This is a genomic window from Gallaecimonas kandeliae (genome assembly GCF_030450055.1).
Classification (GTDB): Bacteria; Pseudomonadota; Gammaproteobacteria; order Enterobacterales; family Gallaecimonadaceae; genus Gallaecimonas; species Gallaecimonas kandeliae.
This window is the reverse complement of the sequence record NZ_CP118480.1, coordinates 631,616-650,453: the sequence shown is the minus strand read 5'-3', so window position 1 is coordinate 650,453 and position 18,838 is coordinate 631,616. Positions and strand designations below refer to the sequence as shown.

Sequence of the window (18,838 nt, the reverse complement as noted above, 5' to 3'; positions counted from 1 at the left end):
TGGGCCCTTATTGCGCTTCGTTGGCGGCCAGGGCGGCTTTGATGAGGTCGGGGCCTATCTGGGCCTCAAACTTGCTCCACACCGGCTTCATGGCCTTGACCCAGTCGGCGCGCTGGGCCGGGGTCAGTTCGATGATCTCGGAGGTCTTGGCGTCGATCACCTTCTGCTTGGCCTCCTGGTTCAGGGCCCAGGCGTGCTCGTTCACCTTGGTGGTCACTTCCTCGAGGATGGACTCGAGCTGGCTGCGGATGTCGGGGGGCAGGCCGTTCCAGAACTTGGTGTTGGTGATCACCATGTAGTCCAGCACGCCGTGGTTGGACTCTGTGATGTACTTCTGCACCTCGTTGAATTTCTGGGAATAAATGTTGGACCAGGGGTTCTCGGCACCGTTGACCACGCCGGTCTGCAGGCCCTGGTAGACCTCGGCGAAGCTCATCTTGCGGGGGTTGGCCCGCACGGCCTTGAACTGCTCTTCCAGCACGTCCGAGGCCTGCACCCTGAACTTGAGGCCGCGGGCGTCACGGGGCTCGCGCAGTGGCTTGTTGGCGGAGAGCTGCTTCATGCCGTTATGCCAGTAGGCCAGGCCGGTGATGTTGTTGTTTTCCATGGTTTTGAGCAGGCCTTTGCCGGCCGGGCTGTGCTGGAAGCGGTCCACGGCCTTGATGTCCTTGAACAGGAAAGGCAGGTCGAAGATCTGCAGCTTCTTGGTGTACTGGCCGAACTTGGCCAGGGAGGGGGCTATCATCTGCACGTCCCCCAGCAGCAGGGCCTCCATCTCCTTGCCGTCACCATAGAGGGAGGAGTTGGAGTAGACCTGCACCTCCACCTTGCCCTTGAGGCGCTCATCCACCAGCTTCTTGAAGAGCAGGGCGCCCTGACCCTTGGGCGTGCTGTCCGCCACCACATGGGAAAACTTGATGACGATGGGCTCGGCCGCCTGGGCCAGGCCGGCAAGGCCGATGGACAAGGCACAGAGCAGCGCTTTGGCAGTGAACTTGAGCATGTGGAACCCTCATGAATGGTGGTAGCCCTGGACGGGAAAAGGAACAGCTTTCAAAGATTAACAACAGCGTAGCAGTTGTATCACAGGGCCGACATTCGACCTTCGGCTGAGGCATTTGCACGGCGGGGCTTTTCGCAGTTCAATAGGCCCAAGAGCCGCCCCGGATAGCCCCATGCCACAGGAAAAACCCTTCGTCTTCATCGAGACCTGCACCCCCAGGCGGGTGCTGGAACTGTTCAGCACCAAGTGGACCTCCATGGTGCTCTACGCCCTCAAGTGCGGCAGGCTGCGCACCGGCGAGCTGCAGCGCTGCCTGCCGGGGATCAGCAAGAAGATGCTGACCCAGACCCTGCGCGAGCTGGAGGCGGACGGCCTTATCCTGCGCACCGTCTACCCCCAGGTGCCCCCCAAGGTGGAGTACCAGCTCACCGACAACGGCGCCCTGCTGATCGAACCCATAGAGATGCTCTACGACTGGGGCCGCCGCCACAGCGAGCTGTTGGCCAGCCTCAAGTTGCGCCGGGGGAAAGACTGATGTGGCAGCAAAGCACCCTGACCCTGGCGCCAAGGCCAAGGGGTTTCCACCTGATAACAGACGAGGTGCTGGCCGCCCTGCCCCAGCTCAAGGCGGTGCAGACCGGGCTGCTCCATGTCTTCATCCAGCACACGTCGGCCAGCCTCACCCTCAACGAGAACGCCGACCCTACGGTGCGCGGCGACATGGAAAGGCACTTCAACATGGCCGTGCCCCAAGGGGCCCCTTACTACCGGCACGACTACGAGGGGGACGACGACATGCCGGCCCATATCAAGGCGTCCCTGCTGGGGGCCAGCCTGAGCCTCCCCGTCACCAATGGGCGTCTGGCCCTTGGCACCTGGCAGGGGATCTGGCTCGGGGAACACCGTGACCAGGGCGGCAGCCGCCGCCTGGTGCTGACGTTGATGGGGGAATGATGGATTTTTCCAGGCTCAACAAGGCGAGCGCCAAGTCCTTCAACGACCAGAAGGCGCTGATCAAGAAGCTGATGCAGGGCCGCACCGTGCCCTGCCCCCACTGCGGCCAGCCGTTGCAGCTGCACCTGCCGGGCTCAGGCCAGCCCCCCGGGATCCGCTGTAAAAAAGGTTGCACCGATATTGCGCTGGAATTCGACTAAAGTCGCCGAAAGGCCGTGGATGTAACGCTGTTGTTACGTTATGCTGCTAGGCTGTCAGAGTGGCACAGGGACGGGGCCACGGAACGCCAACAATAACTAGAGAAACGGCCTTGCAGATAACCCGAGCCTCCCTTGCCATCTTCGTTTGCCTGCTCTGCCTGCTCGCCCCCAGAGCCCAGGCCGCTGCGCCTGTTGCCCAGGTAAGCAACCAGACAGGGGAACTCAACCTGGTTCCCTACCTGGAACTGTTGGACGACAAGGACGCCAGCCAGAGCTTCCAGCAGATCCTCAAACCGGCCTTCAATTCCCGCTTCGAGCCTTTGGGGGGCTCCCCCAACTTCGGTTTCACCACCTCGGCCTGGTGGGTCAAGGTGACCTTGGGCAACAGCACCGACAAACCGGCCCACCTGGTGCTGCGCCAGGACTATCCCCTTATCGATCACCTGGACTTCTGGTCACCGGACGGCAAAGGCGGCTGGCAGCATATCGCCACGGGCGACAGGACCCCCTTCCATAGCCGCCCCCTGAACCACAGGTTGTTCCTCTTCCCCGTCCAGTTGCCGCCGGACAGCCAGCAGAGCTTCTACTTCCGCTTCCAGACCCAGGGTGCGCTCAACATAGGCCTCTTCGCCCACGGCACCAGCAACATGATGGAGCTGGCCAGCGAGGAATACCTGGCGCTCGGCATCTACTACGGCGGCTTCATGGTGCTGCTGGTCTACAACTTCATCATGTTCCTGTCGGTGCGGGAAAAGACCTTCGCCTATTACCTGCTGTACCTGCTCTCCTACGGCCTCTACATGTCGGTGCACAACGGCCTGAGCTTCCAGTACCTCTGGCCCGACAACCCCTGGCTGGCCAACCAGAGCCTGCTGGTGCTGCTGGCCTCTTCCCTCTACTGGGCGCTGCGCTTTACCCGCACCATCCTCTCCAGCGCCACCGTTTCCCCCAGGGCCGACAAGGTGGCCCAGTGGCTGGAATGGCTGATGCTGGCCTGCCTGGTGCTGTCCCCCTTCATGGCCTACCACCAGTTGATACTGCCGCTGGCGGTACTGACCCTGGTGATCTGCTCCCATTTCATGGTGATGGCGGTACTGGCGCTGCTGCGCGGCTCCGGCTCGGCCCGCTACTACATGGTGGCCTTCTCGACGCTGCTGCTGGGAGTGGTGGTCTACATGCTGAAAAGCTTCGGGATACTGCCCCACAACTTCTATACCCAGAACGCCTTCCAGATAGGCTCGTTGATCGAGATGGTGCTGCTGAGCCTGGCCGTGGCCAGCCGCCTGGCCGAGCTGAAGAGGAGCTCCTACGCCGACGCCCTGACCCGTCTCTACAACAGGCGTTTCTTCGACGAGCGCATGGTGGTGGAATTCCACAAGGCCAAGGTCCAGGGCCTGCCCCTGTCCCTGGTGGTGATAGACGTGGATCTGTTCAAGGCCTTCAACGACCAGCACGGCCATGCCAAGGGCGATAACGCCCTCAAGGCAGTGGCCAATATCCTGAGCGCCACGGTGCGCAGGCCCAATTACCCCTGCCGCTACGGCGGTGAAGAGTTCGTGCTGGTCTTGCCCGGTACCGACCAGGCCGCCGCCGCCGTGCTGGCCGAGCGGATCCGCGCCAAGGTCGCCAAGGACACGGCCGCCACCTTCAAGCTGACCGTCAGCCTGGGCCATGCCACCCTGGAAAGCGGCAACTTCGAATGCCCTGAAGATCTCTTCGAGGCCGCCGACTTCGCCCTCTACCAGGCCAAGCAGCAAGGCCGCAACAGGGTGACCCCCTTCCAGCCCGACGAGGCCCTCCAACAGGAAAAACGCGGCCTGCCACTCCAGGCGGGCGGCTGATGCAGCTCGGCAACGGCGTCCGCCTGGTCCGGCGCCACCACCGGCTGCTGTTGCTGCTGGCGGTGCTGGTGCTGGCGGCCGCCCCCACCCTGAGCGCCTTCTACTTCGCCAACCAGCAGGGCCTGGAAGCGGAGCGTGACCAGGTGCTGCACTACGCCCGGGAAGCGCTGCGCCGCTCCGACGCCATCGCCGACCAGATCTACCAGGCCACCGACAAACTGGAGGCCGCGGGGGCAACCGAGCCCTGCTCCGCCGCCAACCTGGCCCTGATGCGCAAACTGGATCTCGCCGCCAGCTATATCCAGGCCCTGGGCTTTGTGGCCGACGACCAGCTCAAATGCTCCTCCCTGGGTGGCCAGGAGATGGCCCTGCCCCTGGGGCCGGCGGCCGTGGTCACCTCCACAGGATCGGCCATCCGTTACCATGTGCTGCTACCCCAGGCGCCAGGCACCCGCTTTACGGTGGTGCAGCGGGGCCTCTATGCGGCCCTGGTCCACAGCGACATCGCCATCGACACCGACGACGACGAACCCGGCCTGGCCCTGGCCATCTTCACCCCGGACGACCACAGGCTGCGGACCTCCCGTGGCCAGGTCAGCCCAGGCTGGCCGGAACGGCTGACCCTGGCGCCGCAACAGAGCTTCATCGACCAGGGTTATCTGGTGGCCCTGGTCCGCTCGCCCCGCTACGCCACCGTCGCCCTGGCCGCCTTGCCCCTGTCCTATGCCCAGGCACGGAGCCGGGATTTCATGAAGATGCTGCTGCCCATCAGCCTGGTGGCCGGTTTCCTGCTGGTGATGGCCACCCTCTACCTGGCCCGCCAGCAGCTGTCGCTGCAAGGGCTGCTGCGGGCAGCGCTGAAACGCAGGGAATTCTTCCTGCAATACCAGCCGGTGGTGGAACTGGAGACGGGCCGGGTGGTGGGCGCCGAGGCCCTGGTGCGCTGGCGCCGGCCCAACGGCGACTTCATGGCACCCCATATCTTCATACCGGCGGCGGAGGCCATGGGCCTGATCCACAGGATCACGGCGCAGGTGATGGAGCAGGTGGCCGAAGACGCCGAGGGGCTCTTCAGGGGCCATCCCGACTTCCACCTGGCCATCAACCTCTCTTCCCAGGATCTGCACCGGCCTGAAACCCTGGAAAGGCTCAAGGAGCTGGTGGAAGCCACAGGGGCCAGCCCCGGCAATCTGGTGGTGGAAGCCACGGAGAGCGGCTTCCTCAACGCCGACCAGGTCCGTCAGCTGGTGCAGCAGATCCGTGAGCAGGGCATACAGGTGGCCATCGACGACTTCGGCACCGGCTATTCGAGCCTGGCCTACCTGGAGCGCTTCGACATCGACAGCCTCAAGATAGACAAGTCCTTCGTCGAGACCATAGGCACAGAAGCCCCCACCAGCCAGGTGGTGACCCATATCATCGACATGGCCAAGGCCCTCAAGCTGGAGATGGTGGCCGAAGGGGTGGAGAGCCAGGCCCAGGCGGACTTCCTCAAGGCCAAGGGGGTGCGGCTGGCCCAGGGCTGGCTGTTCGGCAAGCCCATGGCCTTCAAGGAACTGCTGGCGCTGCTGGAGCGCCGCGACTAAGTCCCCTTCCTGTTGCACCTGCCGGCCTTTCCCATTAGCTTGAATGCCTTTCGCCCTTTCTATGACAGGAGTCTCTATGTTCAAGATCCGCCAGATCGATCACCTGGTGCTGAGGGTGGTCGACGTCCAGGCCATGATGGCCTTCTATCAGCAGGTGCTGGGTTGCGGCCTGGAAAAGGTCCAGGAAGGGATAGGCCTCTACCAGCTGAGGGCCGGCAGCTCCCTCATCGACCTGGTGCCGGTGGACGGCAAGCTGGGTAAGGCAGGCGGCGCCGCGCCAGGCAGGGAGGGCCGCAACCTGGACCACCTCTGCCTGCGCATAGAGCCTTTCGACGGCGACGCCCTCATCGCCTACCTCAAGGCCAAGGGCTGTGAGCCCAGCCAGGTGGAATCCCGCTACGGCGCCGAAGGGGAAGGCCCCTCCGTCTACGTCACAGACCCAGAAGGCAATGTGGTGGAGCTGAAGGGGCCGCCCGACGCCTGAACCAGAAAAAAGGCCGCTTGATGCGGCCTTTTCTTCAGATGAATTCGTACCTGACCCGCTGGGCGATATTGCACAGCAGCTCGTAAGAGATGGTGTCGGCGCATTGTGCCACCTGCTCCACCGGCACCTGGGTGCCCCAGAGTTCCACCTCGTCCCCCACCTGGTCGGTCGCGTCCGGCCCCAGATCCACCGTCACCATGTCCATGGACACCCGGCCCACCAGGGGCACGATACGGCCGTTGACGAAGACCGGCGTGCCGGCGCGGGCATGGCGGGGGTAGCCGTCACCATAGCCCATGGCCACCACCCCGATCTGGGTATCCTGCCGGGCCTGCCAGATGGCGCCGTAGCCCACCGTCTCCCCCTGCTTGACCTGCTTGACCGAGATGAGGCTGGAGACCAGGCGCATGGCGGGCTTGAGGTCGTAGTCGGCACCGACCTGGCCGACCATGGGGCAGGAGCCATAGAGCATCAGGCCGGGGCGCACCCAGTCGAAATGGGCCGCCGGCAGGCTCAGCACGGCGGCGGAGTTGGACATGGACACGGGGCCCTGCCAGGCCGCCGCCAGGGGCGCGAAACGCGCGAGCTGCGCCTGGTTGAGGGGGTGGCCAGGCTCGTCGGCACAGGCGAAATGGCTGATAAGACCCACCTCCTCCTCCACCTTGCCGGTGGCCTTGAGGGCGGCCAGGTAGTCAGGCACCGCCGCCGGCGCCAGGCCGATGCGGTGCATGCCGGTGTCCACCTTCACCCAGGCCTTGATGGGCTTGGGCATGGCCACGGCCTGGAGCATGGCCAGCTGCTCCTGAGTGTGGAAGATGGCCTGCACCCCAGAGCTGGCCATCACCGCCAGGTCGGAGGCGTTGAAGCAACCTTCCAGCATCACCAGCGGCTGGGTGATGCCGGCGGAGCGCAGGGCCAGGGCCTCGTTGAGGCGGGCCACGGCGAAGGCGTCGGCCCCGGCCAGGGCCTTGGCCACTTCCACCTGGTTGTGGCCGTAGGCGTTGGCCTTGAGCACGGCCATCACCTGGGCGCCGGGGGCGTGGCGGCGTACCACCGCCAGGTTGTGCTTGAGGGCCTTGGTGTCTATTACTGCGGTTGCGACTTTCATGGCGCCTTAGTATTCGTCGTCGTAGGCCGGGCCTGCGTAGTTGTCGAAGCGGGAGAAATGGCCCTGGAAGGTCAGCCGCACCCTGCCTATGGGGCCGTTACGCTGCTTGCCGATGATGATCTCCGCCACCCCCTTGTCCGCCGTCTCCGGGTGATAGACCTCGTCCCGGTAGATGAACATGATGAGGTCGGCGTCCTGCTCGATGGAGCCCGATTCCCTAAGGTCGGAGTTGACGGGCCTCTTGTCGGCCCGCTGTTCCAGTGAACGGTTGAGCTGGGACAGGGCGATGACGGGACATTGCAGCTCCTTGGCCAGGGCCTTGAGGGAGCGGGAGATCTCGGCGATCTCCAAGGTCCTGTTGTCCTGCATGCCGGGCACCGTCATCAGCTGCAGGTAGTCCACCATGATAAGGGAAATGCCGCCGTGCTCACGGGCGATACGCCGGGCGCGGGAGCGCACTTCGGTGGGGGTCAGGCCCGAGGCGTCGTCGATGTACATCTGGCCCTTTTCCATCAGCAGCCCCATGGTGGAGCTCAGGCGGGCCCAATCGTCGTCGTCCAGCTGGCCGGTCCGGATCTTGGTCTGGTCGATGCGGCCCAGGGAGGCCAGCATACGCATCATGATCTGTTCCGAGGGCATCTCCAGGCTGTAGATCAGCACCGGCTTGTCCTGGGTCATGGCCGCGTATTCGGCCAGGTTCATGGCGAAGGTCGTCTTACCCATGGAGGGACGGGCCGCCACTATGATGAGGTCCGAGCCTTGCAGGCCGGCCGTCATCTTGTCGAGATCGTTGAAGCCGGTGGACACCCCCGTGACGCCGTCATGGGGCTGGCCGAACAGCTTCTCGATGCGGTCCACCGTCTTTTCCAGCACGTTTTTGATGTTCTGGGGGCCTTCGTTGGCGCTGGAGCGGCTCTCGGCGATGTTGAAGACCTTGCTCTCGGCCATATCCAGCAGCTCGGCGGAGCTGCGGCCCTGAGGGTCGAAGCAGGCCTCGGCTATCTCGTTGGCGGTGCCCAGCAGCTCCCGCACCACGGCCCGCTCGCGGACTATCTCGGCGTAGGCGTGGATGTTGGCGGCGCTGGGGGTGTTGCGGGCGATTTCGCCGAGGTAGGCGAAGCCGCCGGCCTCTTCCAACTGGTTGTCCCGCTCCAGTTGCTCGGAGACGGTGATCAAGTCCAGCGGCTTGTTGGCGGCGGCCAGTATGGTCATGCCCTTGAAGATGAGCCGGTGCGCACGGGAGTAGAAGTCCTGCTCCACCACCTTTTCCGCCACCCTGTCCCAGGCCTGGTTGTCCAGCAGCAGGCCGCCCAGCACGCTTTGCTCGGCTTCCAGGGAATGGGGGGGAACTTTCAGGGCGGCGACCTTGCTGTCACCTTCTTTGCTGGCTTTGCGCTTTTCCGCCATGAGGTCAGTATCGGTTCAAATAAAGGCCCACTATTATGGGGCTAAAGTCTCATAAGCTGAAGGATCACGGAAGAACCATGACAAGAGCCTGTCTGACACTGCTGTTTTTGGCCCTGCCGGCCCTGGCAGCCGACCCAACAGAGCAAAAAAAGACCGAACCCACCCAGAGCGAGGCCAGCGTCGAACCGCCGGCGCCCCAGAGCATCGAGGGCCGCGCCGCCAAGGACAAGGGCCTGGTGGAGCAGCGGGTGAACCGGGAGCTGTCCACCACCGAGAACCCCTTCGTCATCACACCGCACCTGCCCAACTACGTGTTGCCGGTCAACTACAGCTCCAACCTGGACGCCGCCAGCTATGCCGACAAGCTCGAACCGGGGGAGACCCTCGACCATGTGGAAGTGAAGTTCCAGGTCAGCCTCAAGTTTCCCCTGGCCTTCAATCTCTTCGGCGGCAAGAACAGCATCTGGATGGCCTACAGCCAGCAATCCTTCTGGCAGGCCTACAACTCCGGGCTCTCCTCCCCCTTCAGGGAGACCAACTACGAGCCGGAGGTGTTCATGGCCTTCGACGTCAGCCACGACTGGTTCGGCATCAAGCCCAAGTACGTGACCCTGGGGCTGATCCACCAGTCCAACGGCCGCTCCGACCCCTACTCCCGTTCCTGGAACAGGGCCTACCTGGATCTCATCTTCGAGGCCGGCAACGCCGTCTTCCAGGTCAAGCCCTGGTACCGCATTCCCGAAGCCAGAAGCGACGACAACAACCCCGACATCGAGAAGTACCTGGGCTACGGCGAGCTGACCGGCGTCTACGTCATGGGCAACACCAGCCTGGACTTCATGCTCAGGAACAACCTGCGCTCAAACGGCAACAAGGGCGCCTTGCAACTGGGCTTTACCTTCCCACTCTGGGGCAAGCTGCGCGGCTATGTGCAGTACTTCAACGGCTACGGCGAGTCCCTCATCGACTATAACCACAGCACCCAGAGCCTGGGCTTAGGCATCATGCTGACAAACTGGCTCTGAAATGGCCTTGCTTTAATGAGAAGATAATAAGGTCTTGATTCAGCCTGCTTTTGGCGGCCTGAGTTGCTAACTTTGAGAATGAGTTGATTGCCTAACCCGGCCCGGCCGGGTGCACAAGGAGACAGCATGAAAGCAGGCAAAATCCTGGCCATAGTCCTTGGCCTGGTGGTGCTGGTGATAGCGGGGCTGGTCGCCTTCGTCCTCACCATAGACCCCAACAGCTACAAGGGCGAGATCCAGAAAGTGGTGGCCGACAACACAGGCCGCGAACTGCGCCTGGACGGCGACCTCGGCTGGACCTTCTTCCCCTCGGTCGGCCTGTCCATCCAGCGGGCGGCCCTGTCCGAACCCAAGGGCTTCGCCAACGGCACCACCGCCGAGATAGGTGACGCCAAGGTGTCGGTGAAACTGATGCCGCTGCTCTCCGGCAAAGCCGAGGTGGACGGCGTCGCCTTGAGCAACGTGGTGGTCAACCTCAAGCCGGGGGCCGAACCGCCGGCCGGCCAGAAGGCGCCTGAAGGTGCCCCAGCCGGCGCCCCCGACCTCAGCGGCCTGCAGAAGCTGGATCTCGGCAGCATCAGCCTCAACAACATCCAGGTCAACCTCCTGGACAAGGCCGGCAAGACCAGCCAGCAACTGGTGCTGGACGAGCTGACATTGGACGGCTTCGGCGCCGGCAAGACCTCCACCCTGCACAGCCGGCTGCACAGCACCGGCGCCCAGCAGGCGGTGGCCACCCTGGACGCCCAGCTCAAGTTTGACGATCAGCTGGCCCATATCGACCTGCCCCGCCTGGCCGTCACCGCCAAGCTGCAAGGCCAGGGTTTCGCCAAACCCATGGAACTGGAGCTGGCCGCCAAGGGCAACACCGACCTCAAGGCCGCCACCCTGGATCTGGACAGCCTGCAGCTGGACATCGCCAACATGGTGCTCAAGGGCCAACTGGCCGCCAAACAGCTGTTCACGGCCCCTACCGCCAGCGGCCAGCTCAGCATCGAGAAGACCGATCTGCGCGGCCTGGCCGACCGCCTTGGCATGGTACTGCCGGCACGGGCCGACCAGAACACCCTGGCCGCCTTCGAGCTGGGCTTTGACTGGCAGTACGGCGACAACAAGGCCAGCCTCACCAACCTCAAAGGCAAGCTGGACGACACCCAGCTGAGCGGCAGCGCCGCCCTGGCCCTGGGGGCGGTGCCGGATCTGGACCTGACCCTGGCGCTGGACAAGTTCGACGCCGACCGCTACCTGCCGCCCAAGAGCGACAAGCCCCAGGCCGCCGCCGACGAGCAGGCCGCCGGCCCTGAGCTGGAGCCGGATCTCTCCGCCCTCAAGGGCTTCAGGGCCAAGGCGGACCTCAGCCTCGGCTGGCTGCGCCTCAGCCACCTGGTGATGGAGAAGATAGCCGTCAAGGCCAGCAACGATCGCGGCCAGATCGCCCTGGCCCCCTTCAGCGCCAACCTCTACCAGGGCAACGTCAAGCTCAACGCCCAGGTCGACGCCCGCAAGCAGCCGGCCCGATTGGCGGTTCAGGAAGACATGGCAGGGGTGCAGATAGAGCCGCTGCTCAAGGACTTCATGCAGTCCGACAAGCCGCTGCTGGCCGGTACCACCAGCGCCAAGGCGGACATCACCGCCACAGGCCTGACCCCCACCAGCCTCACCGACAGCCTCAATGGCACCGCCAACTTCCAGTTCCGTGACGGCGCCGTCTACGGCGTCAACATCGCCCACGAACTGCGCAAGGCCGGCGCCATCCTCAAGGGCGAGAGCGCCCCGGCCGAGGACGTCAAGAAGACCGACTTCGCCGAGCTCTCCGGCTCCGCCACCTTCAAGGACGGCCTGATGCACAACCCCGACCTGCTGCTGGCCTCGCCACTGCTGCGAGTCACGGGGGAAGGGGATATCAACCTGGCCAAGAAGGAGCTGGACTACAAGGTGGCCGCCAAGGTGGTGGGTTCCCTCACCGGCCAGGACGGCAAGCCCATGGACCAGCTGAACGGCGTCACCCTGCCCATCAAGATCAGCGGCCCCTTCAGCGATCCCAAGGTACGTCCGGACATGGACGCCCTGCTCAAGGGCAAGGCCCAGGAGAAGCTGGACAAGGAGAAGGACAAGCTCAAAGACAAGCTGAAGAACAAGCTGGGCGACCTCTTCAAGAAGAAGACCGGCAATTGAACAAGAGGCCCCGTCAGGGGCCTTTTTTACGTCTGGCAACCCCTGCCGAAGAGCCATTTCCCAGCTTGTGCGCCCCGTCACAAAGGATAGAAATGAAAAACAATTGTTAATTCATTGTTTAAATTTTTCAGGTAAAAATGGCCCCGGCCTCAGAGCCATAGACCTATTAAAAATAACGGGACCACATAATGAAAAAATCCACTTTGACTCTGCTGCTGGGCGGCTGCCTGGCAGTTGGGGGGACACAAGCCGCCAACCTGCAACACGTCGACAAGGCCATGAACAACCAGGGCCTGGGCAAGGCCCTGGGCCTGAACAAGGATTACGGCTTCAAAGAAGGCCGGGCCATGAAGACCGCCAAGGGCACCACCAAGGTCCGCGCCCAGCAGCTCTACCAGGGCATCCCCGTCTTCGGCCAACACCTGGTGGTCGAGAAGGACGCCCAGGGCCGCAGCCTGCATGCCCAAGGCCGTATCGCCAAGGATCTGCACATCGACACCACTCCCGGCATCAGCGCCGCCCAGGCCCTGACCCTGGTCCAGGCCCACTTCGGTGACGCCCTGGTGATGAAAGACGCCCAGGCCGTGCAGCGCAGCGCCGTCAGCCTGATGATCCTCGGCGACCGCCTGGCCTACCAGGTGGACTACCTGGTGGAAGGTGACAAGGGCGCCAGCCGCCCCAATGCCTTCGTCGACGCCCACACCGGCGAGCTGCTCAAGAGCTGGGACGCCCTGGCCTTCAGAGGCAAGCCCGGCAGCGGCGGCTCCTCCGGCGGCACCCCCTTCGACGCTACAGGCCCAGGCGGTAACCAGAAGACCGGCATCTACTACTACGGCACCGACTACGGTCCGCTGAAAGTCACCGCCAGCTCCAACACCTGTTCCATGGAGAACGCCGACGTCCGCACCCTGGACATGGGTGGCAGCACCCGCCGCGGCACCCTCTACAGCTTCACCTGCCCGGAAAACACCGACCAGCCCGTCAACGGTGCCTACTCCCCGATCAACGACGCCCATTTCTTCGGTGGCGTGATCGTGGACATGTACCGCAACTGGTTCGGGGTCAATCCCATCAGCCAGAAGCTGGAGATGCGCGTCCACTACGGCCGCAACTACGAGAACGCCTTCTGGGACGGTTCTGCCATGAACTTCGGCGACGGTGCCAGCACCTTCTATCCGCTGGTGAGCCTGGACGTGTCCGCCCACGAAGTCTCCCACGGGGTGACAGAGCAGAACTCCGGCCTGACCTACTCAGGCATGAGCGGTGGCATGAACGAGGCCTTCTCCGACATGGCCGGCGAGGCTGCCGAGTTCTACAGCCGTGGCCACAACGACTGGCAGGTGGGTGCGGAGATCTTCAAGTCCAGCGGCGCCCTGCGTTACATGGACGACCCGACCCGCGACGGTCGCTCCATCGCCAACGCCGCCGACTACAGCTCCAGCCTGGACGTACACTACAGCTCCGGCGTCTATAACAAGGCCTTCTACCTGCTGGCCACCACCACCGGCTGGGACACCCACAAGGCCTTCGAAGCCTTCTACCGCGCCAACGTCCTCTACTGGAGCGCCGACGCCACCTTCAACAGCGGCGCCTGCGGTGTAGAACAGGCCGCCAACGACCTGGGTTACGACTTCACCGCCGTGACCAACGCCTTCTCCAAGGTCGGCGTCCACTGCCAATAAGCCTGGCAACCTGAAGCGAAAAGGCCCTCAACCGAGGGCCTTTTTTAATGAGCATGCACCGGCACCGGCCGCAAGCTTCGGTAGAAACTGGCCAACATCAACCCCGCCAGCAGCAGCGCCGACACCAGCTCCAGCCACAACGGCAGCAGCTCGTGGGCGCCACCGGCCGCCGCTATGCCGCCAGGCCAGAGCCCGGCCAAGTAGTTGGTGAGGTAGCCAAAGGCGATGGCCGTCACTATGACGCCGGCGAGATAGGCCAGCAGCGCCCTGCCCCCCAGTTCCTTGCGCACCAGCCCCAGGGCGGCGGCGTGGGTGGCGGGGCCCGCCAACAGGAACACCAGCACGGCGCCGGGGGACACGCCACCCAGCAGCAGCCCCGCCGCGATCGGGGTGCTGGCGGTGGCGCAGATGTACATGGGAATGCCGATAAGGATCATCACCAGCATCGCCGCCAGGCCGCCGCCCCACTGGGCCAGGAAGCCGGCCGGCACATAGGCCGCCACCAGGGCCGCGAAGAAGAGGCCGATCAGCAGCCACTTGGCCGAGTCGTCCACCAGATCCTTGACCGCAAAGTCCCAGCCCTGGCGCCACTTGCTGCGGCCTTTTGGCGCCGGGGCGCAGCAGGAGGACGCCTCAGCGCAACCGCCTTGGGGTTCCGGTGCCTTGGCCTCGCTACCACAACAACTGGTCGCAGGGGCCGTTTTCACCTCGCCGGCACAGCAGCTGGACGCCGCCACAGGCGCTTCACTGGCGCAGCAGCTCTCCACCTTGGGCGCAGCTTCTGCGGCGCAGCAAGAACTCTCGGCTTTGACGGTTTCACTACCGCAACAGCCGGCCTCCGCTTTGGCCGCCAGTACACCTCTTTCGGCCTCGGCCTGATGCCCCGCCTGGCGCCCCGCCAGCAGCCCCGCCGCCATGGCCGAGACCAGGGCCGCCACCGGCCGGACTATGGCCATCAGCGGCCCCAGCAGGCCGTAGGACACGGCCACAGAGTCCACCCCCGTCTCGGGAGTGGAGACCAGGAAGGAAATGGTCGCGCCCTTGGAGGCTCCGGCCCTGCGCAGGCCCATGGCCGCCGGCAACACGCCGCAGGAACAGAGCGGCAGCGGCGCCCCGAACAGCGCCGCCTTGGCCACGGCCCCAGGGCCTTCGCTGCCCAGATGTCTGGCCAGCCAATCGGCCGGCAGCCAGACCTTGATCAGCGCCGCCGCCAGGTAGCCCAGCAGCAGCCAGGGGGCCGCTTCCATGAAGAGGACGATAAAATGGCTCAAGAAGCTCAAAACAGGACTCCGTCTGGACTTTGGGCCAAGCCTAACCCTGGAGCCCTATCCAGGGTCAAGATGGGGGCCGCAAAATCGGGTGCCCGCGCTCCCTTCGGAAACGTTTTCGTGTAGAATACGGCCCGCTTTTTCCGATCCACTTGCCAGCCATAGAGACCAACTGATGCAAGCTGCCCGCCCCATCCGCCGCGCCCTTATCAGCGTGTCCGACAAGACCGGTATCACCGACTTCGCCCAGGCCCTCACCCAGCGCGGTGTGGAGCTGCTGTCCACCGGCGGTACCTACCGCCTGCTCAAAGACAACGGCATCCCCGTCACCGAAGTGTCCGACTACACCGGTTTCCCCGAGATGATGGACGGCCGGGTCAAGACCCTGCACCCCAAGGTCCACGGTGGCATCCTCGGCCGCCGCGGCACTGACGACGCCATCATGGGCGAGCACGGCATCCAGCCCATCGACATGGTGGTGGTGAACCTCTACCCCTTCGCGGCGACCGTGGCCAAGCCCGACTGCAGCATGGAAGACGCCGTCGAGAACATCGACATCGGCGGCCCCACCATGGTCCGCTCCGCCGCCAAGAACCACAAAGACGTGGCTATAGTGGTGAGCGCCCATGACTATGGCCGCGTTATCGAAGAAATGGACAAGCACCAAGGCGGCCTGACCTTCGAGACCCGCTTCGACTTGGCCATCCGCGCCTTCGAGCACACCGCCGGCTACGACGGCATGATCGCCAACCACTTCGGCGCCATGTTTGCCGACAGCAAGTTCCCCCGCACCTTCAACACCCAGTTTGTGAAGAAGCAGGATCTGCGCTACGGCGAGAACAGCCACCAGCAGGCCGCCTTCTACATTGATGCCGAGCCCAAGGAAGCGTCCATCGCCACCGCCACCCAGCTGCAGGGCAAGGAACTGTCCTACAACAACATCGCCGACACCGATGCGGCCCTGGAGTGCGTCAAGGAATTCAGCGAGCCGGCCTGCGTCATCGTCAAGCACGCCAACCCCTGCGGCGTGGCCGTGGGCGCCAGCATCCTCGAAGCCTATGACCGCGCCTTCAAGACGGACCCCACCAGCGCCTTCGGCGGCATCATCGCCTTCAACCAGGAGCTGGACGGCGACACCGCCAAGGCCATCATAGAGCGCCAGTTCGTGGAAGTGATCATCGCCCCCAGCGTGTCCCAGGGCGCCCGCGAAGTCTGTAGCGCCAAGGCCAATGTGCGCCTGCTGGAATGCGGCTTCTGGTCCGAGCGCCCCGCGGCTCTCGACTACAAGCGCGTCAACGGCGGCCTGCTGGTCCAGGACAAGGACCAGGGCATGGTTTCTGAGGGCGACCTCAAGGTGGTCACCCAGCGCGCCCCGACAGCAGAGGAAATGAAGGATCTGCTGTTCGCCTGGAAGGTGGCCAAGTTCGTCAAGTCCAACGCCATCGTCTACGTCAAGAACGAGATGACCATTGGCGTCGGCGCCGGCCAGATGAGCCGCGTCTACAGCGCCAAGATAGCCGGCATCAAGGCCGAGGACGAAGGCCTGGAAGTGCCCGGCTCCGTCATGGCCTCCGACGCCTTCTTCCCCTTCCGTGACGGCATCGACGCCGCAGCCAAGGCCGGCATCACCGCCGTCATCCAACCCGGTGGTTCCATCCGCGACGACGAAGTCATCAAGGCCGCCGACGAAGCCGGCATCGCCATGGTCTTCACCAACATGCGTCACTTCCGCCACTAAGGAGCAGCCATGAAAGTCCTGGTTATCGGCGGCGGCGGCCGCGAACATGCCCTGGCCTGGAAGGCCGCCCAGAGCCCCGACGTGGAACTGGTCTACGTGGCCCCCGGCAACGCCGGCACCGCCCTTGAACCCAAGCTGGAGAACGTCGCCGTTTCTGGCAACGAGGCCCTGGTGGCCTTCGCCAAGGAAAAGGGCGTGGCGCTGACCATAGTGGGCCCGGAAGCGCCATTGGTGGAGGGCGTCGTCGACGCCTTCCAGGCAGCGGGCCTCCCCATCTTCGGCCCCAAGGCGGCAGCGGCCCAGTTGGAAGGCTCCAAGGCCTTCGCCAAGGACTTCCTGGCCCGCCACGCCATCCCCACGGCCCAGTACCGCACCTTCTCACAGGTTGACGAGGCCCTCGCCTACCTCGACGAGCGCGGCGCCCCTATCGTCATCAAGGCCGACGGCCTGGCCGCCGGCAAGGGCGTCATAGTCGCCATGACGCTCAAAGAGGCCAAGGACGCCGTCAACGACATGCTGTCCGGCAACGCCTTCGGCGACGCCGGCGCCCGCGTCGTCATCGAGGACTTCCTGGAAGGGGAAGAGGCCAGCTTCATCGTCATGGTGGACGGCAACAACGTCCTCTCCATGGCCACCAGCCAGGACCACAAGCGGGTCGGCGACGGCGACACTGGCCCCAACACCGGCGGCATGGGCGCCTACAGCCCGGCTCCCGTGGTCACGAGCGAGATCCACCAGCGCATCATGGACGAGGTCATCTACCCGACGGTCAACGGCATGAAGGCCGACGGTGTGCCCTACACCGGCTTCCTCTACGCCGGCCTGATGATAGACGGCAGCGGCGCCCCCAAGGTCATCGAGTTCAATTGCCGTTTCGGCGACCCCGAGACCCAGCCGATCATGATGCGCCTGCAGTCCGACCTGGTGGCCCTCTGCCTGGCCGCCACCCGTGGCGAGCTGGACAAGGTGGAAGCGAAGTGGGACCCCCGCCCCGCCGTCGGCGTGGTGATGGCCGCCGCCAACTACCCCGGTACGCCCCAGAAGGGTGACGCCATCGAGGGCCTGGACGCCGTGCCCCAAGGGGTCAAGGTGTTCCACGCCGGCACCAAGGAGAAGGACGGCCAGGTGGTCACCTCCGGCGGCCGGGTGCTCTGCGTCACGGCGCTGGGTGAGACCGTCTCCCAGGCCCAAAAGGCTGCTTATGAAGGGGTCAAGGCCATCGCCTGGGACGGCGCCTTCTACCGCACCGACATCGCCTACAGGGCCATAGCCCGCGAAGCGAAGTAAGAAAACCAGCGAGAAAAAAGCCGCCCTTGGGGCGGCTTTTTTGTTCAGGGGATCAGGACAGTGGAGCCCGTGGTCTGGCGGCTGGCCAGGGCCTGGTGGGCCTTGGCGGCGTCCTTCAAGGCGAAGCGCTGGCCTATGTTGATCCGTACCTGGCCGCTTTGCACCACCTCGAAGAGGTCGGTGGCCATCATCTGCAGCCGTTCCGGGGTGTCGGCGTAGCCGTTGAGGCTGGGGCGGGTCACGAACAGGGAGCCTTTCTGGTTGAGGATGCCGAGGTTGACCCCTGTCACCGGGCCCGAGGCGTTGCCGAAGCTCACCATCAGGCCGCGGGGCTTGAGGCAGTCCAGGGACGTCTCCCAGGTGTCCTTGCCCACCGAATCGAAGACGACGTCGCACATCTTGCCGCCGGTCAGCTCGCGGACCCTTTCCACCACGTTCTCATGGCTGTAGTTGACGGTGGCCCAGGCGCCATTGGCGCGGGCCAGTGCCGCCTTTTCGTCTGTGCTGACGGTGCCGATCAGTTTCACCCCCAGGGCCTTGGCCCACTGGCAGGCGATGGAGCCGACGCCGCCGGCGGCGGCGTGGAAGAGGATGACATCCCTGGCCTTGAGCTGGGCCGTCTGGCGAAGCAGGTACTGCACCGTCAAGCCCTTGAGCATCATGGCGGCGGCGGTGTCGAAGCCGATGGCCTCAGGCAGGGCCACCAGCTTGCTGGCCGGCAGCACATGGTACTCGCCGTAGGCGCCCAGGGGCCCCTGGGCATAGGCGACGCGGTCCCCCACCTTGAAGCCGGTTACCCCTTCCCCCACCGCATCCACCTGGCCTGCCCCTTCGGTGCCCAGGCTGGTGGGGAAGGCCGGCACGGGGTAGAGGCCGTCCCGGAAGTAGATGTCGATGAAATTGACGCCGACGGCCTTGTTGTGGACCCGCACCTCGCCCGGGCCGGGCTCGGCCTTGGCCACCTCCACCCACTGCAGGACCTCGGGTCCGCCGTTCTTCTCAATCTGAATGCGCTTGGCCATGGCTGGCTCCTTATTGGCAATGCCCCAGTATATCCAGCCTGCACACTGCTGGGCATTG

16 protein-coding genes are annotated in these 18,838 nt (G+C 64.5%); 11 read left to right on the top strand and 5 right to left on the bottom strand.

Annotated features, from left to right (window positions below; all coding sequences use genetic code 11):
* Positions 1-7: 7 nt before the first annotated feature.
* Positions 8-1,003 (bottom strand): TRAP transporter substrate-binding protein, encoded by a 996-nt coding sequence (locus tag PVT67_RS03070; RefSeq protein ID WP_301497694.1) that lies wholly within the window; start codon positions 1,001-1,003, stop codon positions 8-10.
* Positions 1,004-1,175: 172 nt separating this feature from the next.
* Here PVT67_RS03070 and PVT67_RS03065 point away from each other — a divergent pair, with 172 nt between their 5' ends.
* The 6 genes from PVT67_RS03065 (at position 1,176) to PVT67_RS03040 (ending at position 6,068) form a co-directional block, all read left to right on the top strand.
* The gene (locus PVT67_RS03065; RefSeq protein ID WP_301497691.1) at positions 1,176-1,538 is read left to right on the top strand and encodes a winged helix-turn-helix transcriptional regulator; all 363 of its coding nucleotides are present in this window, start codon (positions 1,176-1,178) and stop codon (positions 1,536-1,538) included.
* A complete protein-coding gene (locus PVT67_RS03060) occupies positions 1,538-1,957 on the top strand; it encodes a secondary thiamine-phosphate synthase enzyme YjbQ (RefSeq protein WP_301497689.1) in 420 nt (139 codons plus the stop codon). Before PVT67_RS03065 ends, PVT67_RS03060 begins: the two co-directional genes overlap by 1 nt.
* On the top strand, positions 1,957-2,157 hold the full coding sequence (locus tag PVT67_RS03055; RefSeq protein ID WP_301497686.1) for a hypothetical protein: 201 nt from the start codon (positions 1,957-1,959) through the stop codon (positions 2,155-2,157). The genes PVT67_RS03060 and PVT67_RS03055 overlap by 1 nt, the downstream gene beginning before the upstream one ends.
* Before the next feature lie 110 nt (positions 2,158-2,267).
* Positions 2,268-3,998: a diguanylate cyclase gene (locus tag PVT67_RS03050; protein ID WP_301497684.1), complete on the top strand. Its 1,731-nt coding sequence runs from the start codon at positions 2,268-2,270 to the stop codon at positions 3,996-3,998.
* The gene (locus PVT67_RS03045; protein ID WP_301497682.1) at positions 3,998-5,584 is read left to right on the top strand and encodes an EAL domain-containing protein; all 1,587 of its coding nucleotides are present in this window, start codon (positions 3,998-4,000) and stop codon (positions 5,582-5,584) included. Before PVT67_RS03050 ends, PVT67_RS03045 begins: the two co-directional genes overlap by 1 nt.
* Before the next feature lie 76 nt (positions 5,585-5,660).
* Positions 5,661-6,068 (top strand): VOC family protein, encoded by a 408-nt coding sequence (locus PVT67_RS03040; protein ID WP_301497680.1) that lies wholly within the window; start codon positions 5,661-5,663, stop codon positions 6,066-6,068.
* A 34-nt stretch (positions 6,069-6,102) separates the two neighbouring features.
* Here PVT67_RS03040 and alr read toward each other — a convergent pair whose 3' ends face one another.
* Both alr and PVT67_RS03030 read right to left on the bottom strand, forming a co-directional pair.
* The gene (alr, locus tag PVT67_RS03035) at positions 6,103-7,176 is read right to left on the bottom strand and encodes an alanine racemase (protein WP_301497679.1); all 1,074 of its coding nucleotides are present in this window, start codon (positions 7,174-7,176) and stop codon (positions 6,103-6,105) included.
* A 6-nt stretch (positions 7,177-7,182) separates the two neighbouring features.
* Complete coding sequence (locus tag PVT67_RS03030; protein ID WP_301497677.1) at positions 7,183-8,583, bottom strand: replicative DNA helicase; 1,401 nt, start codon at positions 8,581-8,583, stop codon at positions 7,183-7,185.
* Between the two features lie 77 nt (positions 8,584-8,660).
* Here PVT67_RS03030 and PVT67_RS03025 point away from each other — a divergent pair, with 77 nt between their 5' ends.
* The 3 genes from PVT67_RS03025 to PVT67_RS03015 all read left to right on the top strand — a co-directional run bounded on the left by PVT67_RS03025 (position 8,661) and on the right by PVT67_RS03015 (position 13,465).
* On the top strand, positions 8,661-9,608 hold the full coding sequence (locus PVT67_RS03025; RefSeq protein ID WP_301497675.1) for a phospholipase A: 948 nt from the start codon (positions 8,661-8,663) through the stop codon (positions 9,606-9,608).
* A gap of 126 nt (positions 9,609-9,734) precedes the next feature.
* Positions 9,735-11,783, top strand: coding sequence for an AsmA family protein (locus tag PVT67_RS03020; protein WP_301497672.1), 2,049 nt, complete (start codon positions 9,735-9,737; stop codon positions 11,781-11,783).
* Positions 11,784-11,971: 188 nt separating this feature from the next.
* Entirely contained in the window at positions 11,972-13,465 is a 1,494-nt protein-coding gene (locus PVT67_RS03015) for a M4 family metallopeptidase (protein WP_301497670.1), read from the top strand.
* Positions 13,466-13,509: 44 nt separating this feature from the next.
* Here the strand turns inward: PVT67_RS03015 and PVT67_RS03010 are convergent, their stop codons facing one another.
* A complete protein-coding gene (locus PVT67_RS03010) occupies positions 13,510-14,745 on the bottom strand; it encodes an SO_0444 family Cu/Zn efflux transporter (RefSeq protein WP_301497668.1) in 1,236 nt (411 codons plus the stop codon).
* A gap of 163 nt (positions 14,746-14,908) precedes the next feature.
* On the opposite strand from PVT67_RS03010, the gene purH reads away from it, so the two are divergent.
* Positions 14,909-16,471, top strand: coding sequence for a bifunctional phosphoribosylaminoimidazolecarboxamide formyltransferase/IMP cyclohydrolase (purH, locus tag PVT67_RS03005; RefSeq protein ID WP_301497666.1), 1,563 nt, complete (start codon positions 14,909-14,911; stop codon positions 16,469-16,471).
* 9 nt (positions 16,472-16,480) lie between these two features.
* Positions 16,481-17,758, top strand: coding sequence for a phosphoribosylamine--glycine ligase (gene purD / locus PVT67_RS03000; protein ID WP_301497664.1), 1,278 nt, complete (start codon positions 16,481-16,483; stop codon positions 17,756-17,758).
* A gap of 44 nt (positions 17,759-17,802) precedes the next feature.
* On the opposite strand, the gene PVT67_RS02995 is transcribed toward purD, so the two are convergent.
* Entirely contained in the window at positions 17,803-18,780 is a 978-nt protein-coding gene (locus tag PVT67_RS02995) for a quinone oxidoreductase family protein (RefSeq protein WP_301497662.1), read from the bottom strand.
* Between the last annotated feature and the right edge of the window lie 58 nt (positions 18,781-18,838).

What these genes read in the sequence shown, in the direction of transcription:
- PVT67_RS03070 (WP_301497694.1), bottom strand. Translation starts at nt 1,003, where the DNA reads ATGCTCAAGTTCACTGCCAAAGCGCTGCTCTGTGCCTTGTCCATCGGC.
- PVT67_RS03065 (WP_301497691.1), top strand. Translation starts at nt 1,176, where the DNA reads ATGCCACAGGAAAAACCCTTCGTCTTCATCGAGACCTGCACCCCCAGG.
- PVT67_RS03060 (WP_301497689.1), top strand. Translation starts at nt 1,538, where the DNA reads ATGTGGCAGCAAAGCACCCTGACCCTGGCGCCAAGGCCAAGGGGTTTC.
- PVT67_RS03055 (WP_301497686.1), top strand. Translation starts at nt 1,957, where the DNA reads ATGGATTTTTCCAGGCTCAACAAGGCGAGCGCCAAGTCCTTCAACGAC.
- PVT67_RS03045 (WP_301497682.1), top strand. Translation starts at nt 3,998, where the DNA reads ATGCAGCTCGGCAACGGCGTCCGCCTGGTCCGGCGCCACCACCGGCTG.
- PVT67_RS03040 (WP_301497680.1), top strand. Translation starts at nt 5,661, where the DNA reads ATGTTCAAGATCCGCCAGATCGATCACCTGGTGCTGAGGGTGGTCGAC.
- alr (WP_301497679.1), bottom strand. Translation starts at nt 7,176, where the DNA reads ATGAAAGTCGCAACCGCAGTAATAGACACCAAGGCCCTCAAGCACAAC.
- PVT67_RS03030 (WP_301497677.1), bottom strand. Translation starts at nt 8,583, where the DNA reads ATGGCGGAAAAGCGCAAAGCCAGCAAAGAAGGTGACAGCAAGGTCGCC.
- PVT67_RS03025 (WP_301497675.1), top strand. Translation starts at nt 8,661, where the DNA reads ATGACAAGAGCCTGTCTGACACTGCTGTTTTTGGCCCTGCCGGCCCTG.
- PVT67_RS03020 (WP_301497672.1), top strand. Translation starts at nt 9,735, where the DNA reads ATGAAAGCAGGCAAAATCCTGGCCATAGTCCTTGGCCTGGTGGTGCTG.
- PVT67_RS03015 (WP_301497670.1), top strand. Translation starts at nt 11,972, where the DNA reads ATGAAAAAATCCACTTTGACTCTGCTGCTGGGCGGCTGCCTGGCAGTT.
- purH (WP_301497666.1), top strand. Translation starts at nt 14,909, where the DNA reads ATGCAAGCTGCCCGCCCCATCCGCCGCGCCCTTATCAGCGTGTCCGAC.
- purD (WP_301497664.1), top strand. Translation starts at nt 16,481, where the DNA reads ATGAAAGTCCTGGTTATCGGCGGCGGCGGCCGCGAACATGCCCTGGCC.
- PVT67_RS02995 (WP_301497662.1), bottom strand. Translation starts at nt 18,780, where the DNA reads ATGGCCAAGCGCATTCAGATTGAGAAGAACGGCGGACCCGAGGTCCTG.